Annotated in this window: 12 protein-coding genes; 5 read left to right on the top strand and 7 right to left on the bottom strand. The window is 59.7% G+C overall.

Annotated elements, in window-relative coordinates:
- Positions 1-2: 2 nt before the first annotated feature.
- The 6 genes from cyoD to hmpA form a co-directional block, all read right to left on the bottom strand.
- Entirely contained in the window at positions 3-338 is a 336-nt protein-coding gene (cyoD, locus tag JFU48_RS12720; protein WP_003227981.1) for a cytochrome o ubiquinol oxidase subunit IV, read from the bottom strand.
- Complete coding sequence (gene cyoC / locus JFU48_RS12715) at positions 338-961, bottom strand: cytochrome o ubiquinol oxidase subunit III (RefSeq protein ID WP_003227982.1); 624 nt, start codon at positions 959-961, stop codon at positions 338-340. The genes cyoD and cyoC overlap by 1 nt, the downstream gene beginning before the upstream one ends.
- A gap of 3 nt (positions 962-964) precedes the next feature.
- On the bottom strand, positions 965-2,992 hold the full coding sequence (cyoB, locus tag JFU48_RS12710; protein ID WP_003227984.1) for a cytochrome o ubiquinol oxidase subunit I: 2,028 nt from the start codon (positions 2,990-2,992) through the stop codon (positions 965-967).
- A gap of 3 nt (positions 2,993-2,995) precedes the next feature.
- Positions 2,996-3,937 (bottom strand): ubiquinol oxidase subunit II, encoded by a 942-nt coding sequence (cyoA, locus tag JFU48_RS12705; protein ID WP_003227985.1) that lies wholly within the window; start codon positions 3,935-3,937, stop codon positions 2,996-2,998.
- Between the two features lie 825 nt (positions 3,938-4,762).
- Positions 4,763-5,272 (bottom strand): disulfide bond formation protein B, encoded by a 510-nt coding sequence (locus JFU48_RS12700; RefSeq protein ID WP_003227988.1) that lies wholly within the window; start codon positions 5,270-5,272, stop codon positions 4,763-4,765.
- A 261-nt stretch (positions 5,273-5,533) separates the two neighbouring features.
- The gene (gene hmpA, locus JFU48_RS12695; RefSeq protein ID WP_103484048.1) at positions 5,534-6,715 is read right to left on the bottom strand and encodes an NO-inducible flavohemoprotein; all 1,182 of its coding nucleotides are present in this window, start codon (positions 6,713-6,715) and stop codon (positions 5,534-5,536) included.
- A gap of 162 nt (positions 6,716-6,877) precedes the next feature.
- Here hmpA and norR point away from each other — a divergent pair, with 162 nt between their 5' ends.
- From norR to JFU48_RS12670, 5 genes are all read left to right on the top strand, one after another.
- Entirely contained in the window at positions 6,878-8,437 is a 1,560-nt protein-coding gene (norR, locus tag JFU48_RS12690) for a nitric oxide reductase transcriptional regulator NorR (protein ID WP_201136635.1), read from the top strand.
- 307 nt (positions 8,438-8,744) lie between these two features.
- Complete coding sequence (locus JFU48_RS12685; RefSeq protein WP_003227992.1) at positions 8,745-9,647, top strand: chemotaxis protein CheV; 903 nt, start codon at positions 8,745-8,747, stop codon at positions 9,645-9,647.
- A 27-nt stretch (positions 9,648-9,674) separates the two neighbouring features.
- A complete protein-coding gene (locus JFU48_RS12680) occupies positions 9,675-10,133 on the top strand; it encodes a GNAT family N-acetyltransferase (protein ID WP_201136634.1) in 459 nt (152 codons plus the stop codon).
- A 146-nt stretch (positions 10,134-10,279) separates the two neighbouring features.
- Positions 10,280-10,603: a hypothetical protein gene (locus tag JFU48_RS12675; protein ID WP_103484045.1), complete on the top strand. Its 324-nt coding sequence runs from the start codon at positions 10,280-10,282 to the stop codon at positions 10,601-10,603.
- Positions 10,604-10,689: 86 nt separating this feature from the next.
- Positions 10,690-11,439: a YkgJ family cysteine cluster protein gene (locus JFU48_RS12670; RefSeq protein ID WP_201136633.1), complete on the top strand. Its 750-nt coding sequence runs from the start codon at positions 10,690-10,692 to the stop codon at positions 11,437-11,439.
- Here JFU48_RS12670 and JFU48_RS12665 read toward each other — a convergent pair.
- A complete protein-coding gene (locus JFU48_RS12665) occupies positions 11,417-13,165 on the bottom strand; it encodes a methyl-accepting chemotaxis protein (RefSeq protein WP_446739767.1) in 1,749 nt (582 codons plus the stop codon). The genes JFU48_RS12670 and JFU48_RS12665 overlap by 23 nt on opposite strands.
- Positions 13,166-13,271: the final 106 nt, after the last annotated feature.

The raw sequence follows: 13,271 nt of genomic DNA, 5'->3' as shown, positions 1-13,271 counted from the left end.
CCTCACTTCGCCATCATGTACGTGTGGATGCTGAACATGATCCACAGCGACAGGCCAACCAGCAGCAGGATCACGATGGCCGTAAAGACAAACGCGATCACGTTGTTACGTTGTGCAATCGAACGGTCCAGGTGCAGGAAGTAATACAGGTGAACGATCACCTGGATTACCGCGAACAGCAGAACGATTGCCAGCGTGGTCGACTTCGGCAAGGTCGGGAACATAACCAGGCCGAACGGGATGGCAGTCAGGATCACCGACAGGATGAAGCCGATGGCGTACGACTTTACGCTGCCGTGGCCAGCATCATGGCTGTCATGGGAGTGTGCATTAGCCATTACAGAGTCCCCATCAGGTAAACAACGGTGAATACGCAGATCCACACCACGTCCAGGAAGTGCCAGAACAGGCTCAGGCAGCTCAGACGGGTCTTGTTGGTCGCCGTCAGGCCGTGCTTGTTGACCTGGTACATCATGATGCCCATCCAGATCAGACCCGCGGATACGTGCAGACCGTGGGTACCGACCAGGGTGAAGAACGCCGACAGGAAGCCCGAACGGCTAGGACCGAAGCCCTCGGAGATCAGCAGGTGGAACTCGTTGATCTCCATGGCGATGAAGCCTGCGCCGAGCAGGAAGGTCATGAACAACCAACCCAGAACCTGCTGCTTTTTACCTTTGTACAACGCCAGCATGGCGAAGCCGTAGGTGATCGAACTGAACAACAGCAGAGCGGTTTCGCCCAGCACGTATGGCAGTTCGAAGATGTCGTGGCCCGACGGGCCACCGGCGACGTTGTTTACCAGTACTGCGTACACCGCGAAGATCGACGCAAACAGAATGCAGTCGGTCATCAGGTAGAGCCAGAAACCGTATACGGTCATCTCGCCCGAGTCGTGGTGATGGTCATCGTGCCCATGGTCACCATGGGCGTGTCCAACATTGGTCACTAAGTTCGACATGGTTTAAGCCTGTTCCAACGAGGTTACACGGGTGGCATTGGCCGGGATTTTCCCTGCCGCGACCAGACGCTTGTGCTGCTCGGCTTCGATGCGCTCGATCGTTTCAACCGGAACCATGTAGCCCTGGTCGTCACGTGCGGCGTGGATCACGAAGTAGATGACAGTGCCGGCCAGGCTGGCGATCGCCAACCACCAGATGTGCCAGATCATCGCGAAACCGAAGACGGTCAGCAGTGCGCCCATCACCACGCCAGTGGCGGTGTTGTTCGGCATGTGGATCGGTTCGTACTTGGCCGGAGCCTGGTACGCAGTACCGTTTTCCTTGGCTTCGGTGAACGGGTCGATGCAGTCAGCCTTAGGCAGCACAGCGAAGTTGTAGAACGGAGGTGGCGACGAGGTCGACCATTCCAGAGTGTGGGCATTCCACGGGTCACCGTGTTCGCACATGTTCTCTGGCTTGTTGCGGTCACGCACACTGACGTACAGCTGGATCAGTTGGCAGGCGATACCGACAGCGATCATCACCGCACCGAACATGGCAACGTACAGGTACGGTACCCACTCAGGGTTGGTGGTGGCGTTCAGACGACGGGTCATGCCCATGAAGCCCAGTGCATAGAGCGGCATGAACGCGACGAAGAAGCCCGAGATCCAGAACCAGAACGCTGCTTTACCCCAGCCTTCGTGCAGCTTGAAGCCGAACGCTTTCGGGAAGTAGAAGCCGAAACCCGCGATGTAGCCGAAGACTGCGCCGCCGATGATCACGTTGTGGAAGTGGGCGATCACGAACAGGCTGTTGTGCAGAACGAAGTCAGCACCCGGGATGGCCAGCAGTACGCCGGTCATGCCGCCGATGGCGAAGGTCACCATGAAGCCCAGGGTCCACATCACCTGGCTGGTGAAGCGCAGACGGCCCTGGTAGATGGTGAACAGCCAGTTGAACAGTTTCACACCCGTCGGGATGGAAATCAGCATCGTCGCCAGACCGAAGAAGGCGTTGACGCTGGCACCCGAACCCATGGTGAAGAAGTGGTGCAGCCAAACCATGAAGCCCAGTACCGAGATCGCGCCCGAAGCGTAGATCATCGAGTGGTGGCCGAACAGTTTCTTGCCGGTGAACGCCGAGATCACTTCCGAGAAGATGCCGAATGCCGGCAGGATCAGAATGTAAACCTCAGGGTGGCCCCAGGCCCAGAACAAGTTGACGTACATCATTGGATTGCCACCAAGTTCATTGGTGAAAATGTGGAAATCCATGTAACGGTCGAGGGTCAGCAGTGCCAGGGTAGCGGTCAGGATCGGGAACGAAGCCACGATCAGGACGTTAGCCCAGGTGCAGGTCCAGGTGAAGATCGGCATGTCCATCAGTTTCATGCCAGGGGTACGCATTTTCAGCACGGTCGCGAGGAAGTTGACCCCCGTCAGCGTCGTACCTAACCCGGATAGCTGTAGCGCCCAGATGTAGTAGTCCATACCCACGCCAGGGCTGTACTGCAGACCCGACAGAGGCGGATAGGCAACCCAGCCGGTCTTGGCGAATTCGCCGACGCCCAGGGACAGGTTGATCAGCACAACGCCGGACACCAGCAGCCAGAAGCTCAGGGAGTTCAGGAACGGGAAGGCAACGTCACGCGCACCGATCTGCAGCGGCACTGCAAGGTTCATCAGGCCGGTGAAGAATGGCATCGCCATGAAGATGATCATGATCACACCGTGAGCGGTGAAGATCTGGTCATAGTGTTCAGGTGGCAGGTAGCCAGGCGAACCCTCGGTGGCCATGGCCAACTGGGTACGCATCATGATGGCGTCGGCAAAGCCACGCAGCAGCATGACCATGGCCACGATGATGTACATCACACCGATTTTCTTGTGGTCGACCGACGTCAGCCACTCGGTCCACAAGTAGGTCCACTTCTTGAAGTAGGTGATTGCAGCGAACAACGCCAGACCACCGAGCGCGATCATCGAGATGGTGACCATCACGATCGGCTCGTGGAAAGGGATCGCTTCCCAACTTAATTTACCAAACATCGTTTACTCCTCTGCCCCGGCAGCTGAATGCGAATTCGAGTCCATATCCGTTGCCGCCACTTCTTTCTCTTTCTTCTCGTGCTTCAGCGGCTTGCCCGGTTTCATGCCTTCGTACTTGTCGACGATGATCTGGAACAGGTTCGGCGTGACCGAGGAGTAGAGCTCGACTGGATTGTTCTGGCTTGGCTTGGCAAGGGCTGCGTATTCAGCTTGTTCAAGCTGTTTAGGTGCCTTTTTGACTTCACTTACCCAGGCGTCGAAATCTTCCTGAGAAGTTGCGATCGCTTTGAATTTCATACCGGTGAAACCAGCACCGCTGTAGTTGGCGGAGATACCGTCCATTTCAGCGTTGCGGTCAGCGATCAGGTGCAGCTTGGTCTGCATGCCCGCCATCGCGTAGATCTGGCCGCCCAGGCCCGGGATGAAGAACGAGTTCATCACGGCGTCGGAGGTGATCTTGAAGTTGATTGGCGTGTGCGCCGGGAACACGATCTTGTTGACCGTGGCAATGCCTTGTTCCGGGTAGATGAACAGCCACTTCCAGTCCAGCGCAACGACTTCGATGGTCACCGGCTTGACGTCGGATTCAATCGGACGGTACGGGTCCAGTTTGTGGGTCGAAATGTAGGTGATGTAACCCAGGGCGATGATGATCAGAACCGGGATGGTCCAGACGGCCACCTCGATTTTGGTCGAGTGCGACCATTTCGGGGTGTAGACGGCGTCCTTGTTGGAAGCGCGATACTTCCAGGCAAACAGGAAGGTCATGACGATAACCGGCACAACGACCAACAGCATCAGCAGCGTGGCGGTGATGATCAGGTTGCGCTGTTCCAGGCCGACCTGGCCCGTTGGATTGAGCAGGGTCATGTTGCAGCCTCCCAGCAACAACGTGCCGAGCAGCGGCACTAGGCCTAGTAATCTGGGGTACCTGTTTTTACTCATCTCACGACCTCTAAAGCAGCTTGCGCAATGCAGTTGGGTTTTGATCGCCAACACTTCACCCTGCCAAGGGTTGGCATTTTCTTTGGATTGAATAAGGGCCGCCCGTCGCGCGTCAGACGCTCGACAAAACCTTGGGACAGCGGTCAGTTCTTATTCGAATTCGTGGTCAAAGGCCTTGTTACAGACCAATTCCATTTGGTGCGGAAAGTTGGAAGGCACCGACACCTGGGTGTCTCAAAAGCCTTTCGGCCTGCTCGACACCCGACTTCCTGCTCGGTTCCTTATAAAGGCCGAGCAGTGCCGGGAATTCAATGCGGGCGATTGTAGATAGGTAGCGCCCTATACACCATGTCTTATCCCGAAATAATTTTTATCGCTCAGAGCAACAATCCATCACCGTTTTTGCAAAAGTTCCGCATGTTATCGAAATCAATTCTCAACAAAAACACCAAAAAATGTAGGCCTATACACCTCAGTTCAGACAGCTCCGAAGGCTTTTTCCCGGCAGCGAATCGGCGCAAAGCCCGATATTCAAAGGCCTCTGGCCATCTGCCAGAGCTTGTTAAAACTGCCTGATCTGGCACATCCGTGCAAAACCAGAAAAATGCTGAAACAGACCAATCCTTTTTTGTAACATTACGCCAATCCGGGTTGCCGAAACACCCTGCGACATGGCGCGTGTGACAACATGTCGCACACCTGCCGCACTCTCTGTTGCCGTTCGTCACGGTGATTTCACAAACACTCTGAAATGCAAAACGCCTCGATCGGCTGATCCGCAAATCGAGGCGTTTTCTGTATCGGCCAATCAGCCGAAGAGTTGACTCAGCGCAGTGCTTTTCGGTTGCGCGAGGTCAGCAGCGGCACCAGGATCACCACCAGCACGAACGCCACCAGCGCCCATTGCGCCAGCGACAGGCCGAGGATCGGCGGGTACGGTGTCGAACAGAAACCGTCGACCTGGAAGCCCAGGGGGAAGATCTTCGCCAACGGCAGGTCGTCGACAATCGGCTGCAATACATCGATGCCGCAGCTCACCGCCGGATAGAACTGGGTGTACACATGATGCCCGGCGACACCGGCCCCGGCGATCGCGCAGATCACCACCAGCACTTCGAACACCGTGATGCTGCGTCGGGTGCGCATGGCCGCGCCGATAAAGGCGAACAGCGCAATCAGCAGCAAGGCATAACGCTGCAGGATGCACAGCGGGCATGGCGCCTCGCCCAGCACGATCTGCATATAAAGAGCGCCACCGATCAGCGCCAGACAGATGACCCCCAACAGCACCAGAAAGCGCCGCTCACGTCCCAGTCGAATCGTTTCCTCGCTCATCGCGTTTCCCTTTCAAATCCATGGTTCAGCCGTTGAACGGCTGATGGTTGCCCGCAAGTCTACACGCGGGACATTACGCCGCGCAGTAGCGGGGGAATAAACGATAAGGCGGTTAAGGAATGATTAACCTTTAAACAGAATTTGATAATAGAGACCGCGTAACGGCCTTCGCGAGCAGGCTCGCTCCCACATTGGATCTGCGTCGAACACAAATCCCGTGGGAGCGAGCCTGCTCGCGAATGAAGGCAACCGCGTTTCAGATCATTCCAGAGCCGCCGCCGGCCCGAAGAACTCATAGCGGCTCTGCTGCTCCGGTACACCCAAGGCTTTCAGATGCCGTTTGATCGCCCCCATGAAGCCTTTCGGCCCAAGGAAGTAAGCATCGACATCGCGCTGCTGCGGCAACCATTCACCCAACTGCTCGGCGCTCAGCATCCCGAGCTTGTCCGCTGCCGGACTTACGCCGTCATCTTCGGCGTAGCAATAGAAGCGCTTGAGCTGTGGATGACGCGCCGCCAGACCGTCGACCCAGTCGCGGAACGCATGCACGCTGCCATTGCGCGCGCAGTGGATAAAATGCACCGGGCGTTCGGTTTGCAGCGCTGCTTCAAGCATCGCCAAAGTCGGAGTGATGCCGACACCGCCACTGATCAGCACCAACGGCTTGTCACTGGCCGTCAGGGTGAACTCGCCCGATGGCGGGAACAGCGCAATGCTTGCGCCGACGTGCAGTTGATCGTGCAAGTAGTTGGACGCACGACCACCCGGCTCGCGTTTCACGCTGATGCGGTACTGGCCCTTGTTCGCCAGCGCCGACAGCGAGTAGTTGCGGCGAATCTCTTCGCCATCGAGGATCAACTTCATGCCGATGTACTGGCCCGGCTGCGCAGCAAGGATCGGACCTTTGTCCGCCGGTTCGAAGTAGAACGAGATGATCTCCGCGCTCTCCTCGACCTTGTCCACCACGATGAACTCCCGCGCCCCGCGCCAGCCGCCGACCGCTTGTTCTTTCTGGTCGTAGATCGCCGTCTCCGCGCCGATCAGAATCTCGGCCAGTTGCCCGTACGCCGCGCCCCATGCGCTCATGACCTCAGGCGTGGCGATCTCGTCGCCGAGCACTTCGGAGATGGCGCGCAGCAGGCAGGTGCCAACAATCGGGTAGTGCTCCGGGAGGATTTGCAGGGCGACGTGCTTGTTGATGATCTTCGCCACGAGATCGCCCAACTGGTCGAGCTGATCGATGTGCCGCGCATACATCAACACGCCGTTGGCCAGAGCACGCGGCTGGTCGCCACTGGCCTGGTGCGCCTGGTTGAACAGTGGACGTACCTCAGGGTATTCGGCGAGCATCATGCGGTAGAAGTGGGTGATCAGCGCTTCACCGCCGCTTTCCAGCAGAGGCACGGTGGATTTGACGATGGCACGATCCTGGACGCTAAGCATAAGAGCGACTCCTGAGCTTTTTGAGAATTACCTTAGGCTTATCAGTTTTCGTGCCAGATTATTTATCGTTATAAATCAATGGTTTATTTTTTAAGTAGTCATTTAGACTCAAAGCGCCTTATAGTCATAGCGACTACATAGAGTCTCTTTGACTACAAGACCATGACCGCCAAATCCTTGCTCACCGCTCTACTGCCGCTGGTCTCCGACCTGTCCCGCGAACTGCCCGAAGGCGAGCGCTATCGACGCCTGCTCGAAGCCCTGCGCGCCCTGCTGCCGTGCGACGCCGCCGCGTTGCTGCGCCTCGACGGCGAATGGCTGGTGCCATTGGCGGTGGATGGATTGAGCACCGACACCCTCGGCCGACGCTTCAAAGTCAGCGAACACCCACGTTTTGCCATCCTGCTGGACGGTGCCGGGCCGACCCGGTTCGCCGCCGACAGCGACTTGCCCGATCCTTACGATGGCCTGGTCGATGGTCTGGGCGATCACCTCGAAGTCCATGACTGTCTCGGTTGCCCGCTGTTCGTCGAGGAAAAACTCTGGGGCCTGATTACCCTTGATGCGCTCGACCCGGAGCGTTTCGAGCCGATCGAACTCGACGCTTTGCAAGCCTTCGCCAGCCTCGCTTCGGCCACGGTCAACGCCGCCGAACGTATCGAACGCCTGGCGCTGCGTGCCGAGGACGAGCACCAGCGCGCCGAGGTCTACCGCCAGGCCAGCGGCCAGCAGCCGCGCGAAATGATCGGCCAGAGCAAGGCGCACAAACGCCTGGTGGAGGAGATCAATCTGGTCGGCGGCAGCGACCTGACCGTGCTGATCACCGGCGAAACCGGGGTCGGCAAGGAACTGGTGGCGCAGGCGATCCACGCCGCCTCCCCGCGCGCCGACAAACCGATCATCAGCCTCAACTGCGCCGCCCTGCCCGACACCCTGGTCGAGAGCGAACTGTTCGGCCATGTGCGCGGTGCCTTTACCGGCGCTACCAGCGACCGCCGCGGCAAGTTCGAACTGGCCAATGGCGGCACGCTGTTTCTCGATGAAGTCGGCGAACTGTCGCTGACCGTGCAGGCCAAATTGCTGCGTGTGCTGCAAAGCGGCCAGTTGCAGCGGCTTGGCTCGGACAAGGAACATCAGGTCGATGTGCGCCTGATCGCCGCGACAAACCGCGATCTGGCTGAAGAAGTGCGCAGCGGCCGCTACCGCGCCGACTTCTATCACCGCCTGAGCGTGTACCCGCTGCGGGTCCCGGCGCTGCGCGATCGCGGCCGCGATGTGTTGCTGCTCAGCGGCTTCTTTCTGGAACAGAACCGCTCGCGCATGGGCCTCAACAGCCTGCGCCTGAGCAGCGACGCCCAGGACGCGTTGCTCGCCTACACTTGGCCGGGCAACGTGCGCGAGCTGGAACACTTGATCGGGCGCAGCGCACTGAAAGCGCTGGGCAATTGCAAGGTAAGGCCGAAGATTCTCAGTTTGAGCGCGGTGGATCTGGATCTGCCGCGTGAGGTTGTGGATAACTCGCCTGAGCCTACTGCCAATATTTTAGCCGTGGCACCGTTGATCAATGGCGACTTGCGCAGCGCCACTGAGGAGTATCAGCGCCGCTTGATCAGTGCGGCGCTGGAACGCAATCAGGACAACTGGGCGAGTGCGGCGCGGGAGTTGGGCCTGGATCGGGCGAATCTTGGGCGGATGGCCAAGCGGTTGGGGATGAAGAGCTAAAAGCACACCCTCACCCTAGCCCTCTCCCGGAGGGAGAGGGGACTGATTGGGGGATATTCAAGAATTCCGCCGACGTGAGAGATCTGTACTGAATCCATAATCGACTCGGTCATTCAGGTCGATGTACAGCGCCAGACACCTCGTTCGGCCCCCTCTCCCTTCGGGAGAGGGCTGGGGTGAGGGGCTTTGGATCTGCCGCCAGCCGATAACCGACCTAAAGCCCACCCCGTTAACGCCGATAACCCGGCATCAATAGTTTCTGGCGATTTGCACCCTCGCCCATCACCTTTTTCCACAGAAGGTTTTTATGTCTTCCAACAAAGCCCGCGCAGATTCACTTTCGCTTCTGCTGTTTACCTTGCGCAGCGGCAAGCTGATGGCGATCAACCTGCTGAAAGTCAGTGAAATCATCCCCTGCCCGCCGCTGACCAAAATGCCGGAGTCGCATCCGCACGTCAAAGGCATCGCCACCCTGCGTGGCGCTTCGCTGTCGGTGATCGACCTCAGCCGCGCGATCGGCGAGCGACCGCTGGAAGACCCGAACGGCGGCTGCCTGATCGTCACCGACGTCAGCCGCTCCAAGCAGGGCCTGCACGTTCAGGCGGTGAGCAAAATCGTCCATTGCCTGACCACCGACATCAAGCCACCGCCATTCGGCTCCGGCGGCTCGCGCGCCTATATCACCGGCGTGACGTCGGTCGACGGCACACTGGTACAAGTGCTCGACATCGAGAAAGTCATCCACAGCATCGCCCCGGCGCAGATCGAGATGGCCCCGACCGACCTGAGCATGGAAGACGCCGAAGTCCTGGGCAACGCACGGATTCTGGTGGTCGACGACAGCCAGGTGGCGTTGCAGCAATCGGTGCACACCCTGCGCAACCTCGGCCTGCAATGTCACACCGCGCGCAGTGCCAAGGAAGCCATCGACTGCCTGCTGGATCTGCAAGGCACCGCGCAACAGATCAACCTGATCGTCTCCGACATCGAAATGTCCGAGATGGACGGCTACGCCTTCACCCGCACCCTGCGCGAGACGCCGGACTTCGCCCACCTCTACGTGCTGCTGCACACCTCGCTCGACAGCGCGATGAACAGCGAGAAAGCGCGTCTGGCCGGGGCCAACGCGGTGCTGACCAAGTTCTCCTCGCCGGAACTGACGCAGCGGCTGATCGAAGCGGCCAAACACGTCGCCGCCAACGGTCACTGAGCCTTGGGCCAGACGTACTGCTTTTTGATGCGGCGCGACCTTCGCCAAGACGTGCCGCCGATCCACTGGCCGGAAGGCATTGAGCTGAGCACTTATCGCCCGGAACTGGCGGCGGTGGTGCATCAGCTGATGCAACTCGGCTACCGTGAGGGCGGCGGTCGGGTGCCGGCACTGGAGGAATGGCAGCTGCGCTTCGAGAGCGATCCCGAATACGACCCGGCGCTGTGTTTCATTGCCAAAGACGCCGAAGGCGTGATCGGCGTGGCGCAGTGCTGGACCAGCTCGTACATCAAGAATCTGGTGGTGCACCCACGCGCTCAGGGCCGAGGTTTGGGTCGGGCATTGCTGCTGAATGCATTCAAGGTGTTTCAGCAAAGGCGCGAAGGATTTGTTGATCTGAAGGTGCTGGAAGACAACCTGCGGGCGCAGCGTCTGTATGAGAGTGCCGGGATGTATGTGGTTCGCCGGGAGTTGGTGCCGGACTGATCGACCGTCTTCGCGAGCAAGCCCGCTCCCACAGGGGGAACGTATTCCAAATTGTGGGAGCGGGCTTGCTCGCGAAGAGGCCGGCCCAGGCAACTTCTCACCCCCAGGCATACTCAAACCTTGGCCAAACCCAAGGATGCCCAACCATGAAAGCCCTCACCCTAAGCCTGCTCTGCCTCACCGCCCTCGCCTCTCAGGCCCACGCCTCCAGTCCCGACGCCTGGGCCGCCTACGACAAAACCGTACTCGCCAGTTGCACCAAGGCCAGCGGCCTCAAAGACGCCAAACCGGTCGGCACCCCTGCGCAATTCGATGACCGCGTCGGCTACACCGCCGTGCTGCTGCAAGGCCAATACCCGCAAAAACACATGAAAGGCCAGCAAGGCACCGAGCTGTGCCTGTACAGCAAAACGTCGAAAACCGCCTTCGTCACCGAGTGGGACTCGGTCCGTCCGACCGCGAAGCCTTGAGGGCTGGCGCACAACTTGCTTCGATCAGCCTCAGCCTGGCGACTTTACGTCGCCGTTTCACACTCTGATTGAAGATTGATCGTGCAATGAATACGACGTTTTCCTGCGTCGGTTGCGGCAAATGCTGCACCGACCACCATGTGCCCCTGACCCTCGCCGAAGCCCGCATGTGGGCGGCGGATGGCGGTCAGGTGATCGTGCTGGTGGAGGCCTTTCTCGGCAACGGCCTGGGCCTGCCGGCGCAGCAGCGTGAACACGCCGAACGGCGTTCCGCGGTAGTGCGCAGCGGTACCACCGAGGCCCACGTGGCAATCACCTTCGCCGCCTACAACGTCGGTCGCTGCCGGAATCTTGACGAAGACAACCTGTGCCGGATTTACGAACGCCGGCCGTTGGTGTGCAGGATTTATCCGGCAGAAATCAATCCGCACATCGCACTCAACCCTGCCGCCAAGGATTGCCCGCCAGAGTCATGGCAACAGGGGCCGCTGCTGATTGTCGGCGGGGAGTTGGTCGATCAGGAACTGCTGGAGCTGATCCAGCGTTCGCGTCAGGCCGACCGCGATGACATCCGGATCAAGGATGCGATCTGCGCCGCACTGGGCATTCGCACCACAGCGCTCAAGGGCGATGGGTTTACCGCATATTTGCCGGAGATGGGCGCATTTGCGGCCGTGATCGATCAGGTTTCTGCACAGCCTCTGAACACAGCATCCAGTGAATGGCTGTTTCATTTGTCCGGGGATGATGTGGCCGGGCAAGTGTTGGCGACCGGAGCGCAAGTGGTGACTGAGCCGGCGCAGACGTATGCGTTTATTTCGCTGCGGGCGGCTTGATCCGGATTTTGTACTGCCTGCAGTGGCCCCTTCGGGAGCAAGCCCCCTCCCACAGGAATCTGAGTTGTACACAGAATAAATGATCACCCCATACACCTGTGGGAGGGGGCTTGCTCCCGAAGGGGCCGGGACAGGCTGCATCAATCTCGAACCTGCCGCCGCCCCCAAAACTCCCGCGCCAGCAACCGCAAATCCCCGCCAACCCCGCCACATCCTCGGAATTGCGCTGACTCTGCCGCCCCTCATCCACCGTCAATTCCGACGCCGCGCGAATGCTGACGATGTTGCGATTAATGTCCTCGCTCACCGCACTCTGCTGCTCCACCGCCGCGGCAATCTGCAGGCTCATCTCGGTGATCTGCTCGACCCGCTCGCTGATCCCGTCCAGTGCCCACGCCGCGCGCTGTGCCTGTTCGACGCTGTTATCCACATGCTCGCTGCTCTGTTGCATCACCCGCACCGCATCGCGCGCGCCGTTTTGCAGGGTGCTGATCATCCGCTGAATCTCGTTGGTCGATTGCTGCGTGCGTTGCGCCAGTCCGCGCACCTCATCCGCCACCACGGCAAAACCACGCCCGGCATCGCCAGCGCGCGCCGCTTCGATCGCCGCATTGAGCGCCAACAGATTGGTCTGCTCGGCGATACTGCGGATCACCTCCAGCACCCCGGAAATCTCGCTGCTGTGGCCTTCGAGCTGATGAATTACCTCGGTCGCCCGCCGTAATTCCTCGGCCAGACGCAACACCGCGCTGCGACTCTCGCCCACCAGCCAATGCCCCTCGCGCGTTTCCGTGCCGGCCATGTCCGCCGCCACCGACGCCTGCTGCGCATGGCTGGCAACCTGCGCGACACTCGCGGCCATCTGATGAATCGCTGCCGCCACCTGATCGGTTTCGGCCTGCTGGGCCAGCGAACTGCTGTGGCTGCTTTGCAGATGATCAACCAGTTGCGCCGCGTGCCCGGCCAACTGCTGCGAAGCATCCCCCATGCGCCCGACCACCGCGCCGACCTGCGCTTCGAGCATCTGCAGGGCGAACTCGATCTGGCCGATTTCATCGCGGCGCCCGGTGTAAATGCTCTGGCTCAACGGATTGTCCGCAACCTGCCGCGCCCGCTCGGTCAGGCGTTCCAGCGGCCGCAAAATCCAGCGCACGCCCAACGCGCAAAGACTGCTGCCGGCGACAAACGCCACTCCATCAATCCACGCCGACTCCGGGCGCAACCAGGCCTCGATCCCCAACACCAGACCCAGCAACGTGCTGCCCAACGCCGTGATCCTGCCGCGCAGCCCCAGGCTCGGCAGCCGAAGCACCGGACGCTCGTCGCGCAACTGCGCATATGCTCGCTCCGCCGCAGCTACGAGCCGCGCATCAGGCCGGGTGCGCACCGACTGATACTCCACCGCCACACCGCTCTGCGTAACCGGCGTGACATACGCGCTGACCCAATAATGATCGCCATTCTTGCAACGATTCTTCACCAGCCCCATCCACGAACGCCCGCTCTTGAGCGTCTGCCACATATGCGCAAACGCCTGCGCCGGCATGTCCGGGTGACGCAACAAGTTGTGTGGCGTGCCGAGCAATTCGTCGCGGCTATAACCGCTGATCCTGATGAAATCGTCGTTGGCGTAGGTGATCGCGCTGGTCAGATCGGTGGTCGAAAGAATGTTCGCATCGTGCGCCACATCGACGTTACGGCCGGTGACCGGGAGATTGATCTTCATGCAATAGCGCGCTCGTTTTATTGGAAGAGTCGGCAGGGCTGCTGACTCTAAGCGCACCAATTGGTCAAATATTGATCTGGCTCAGGATCTGAGCACTTAGCCATCA

This window comes from Pseudomonas sp. TH49, assembly GCF_016650625.1.
GTDB classification, from domain to species: domain Bacteria; phylum Pseudomonadota; class Gammaproteobacteria; order Pseudomonadales; family Pseudomonadaceae; genus Aquipseudomonas; species Aquipseudomonas fluorescens_H.
This window is presented reverse-complemented; position numbering and strand designations above follow the sequence as displayed.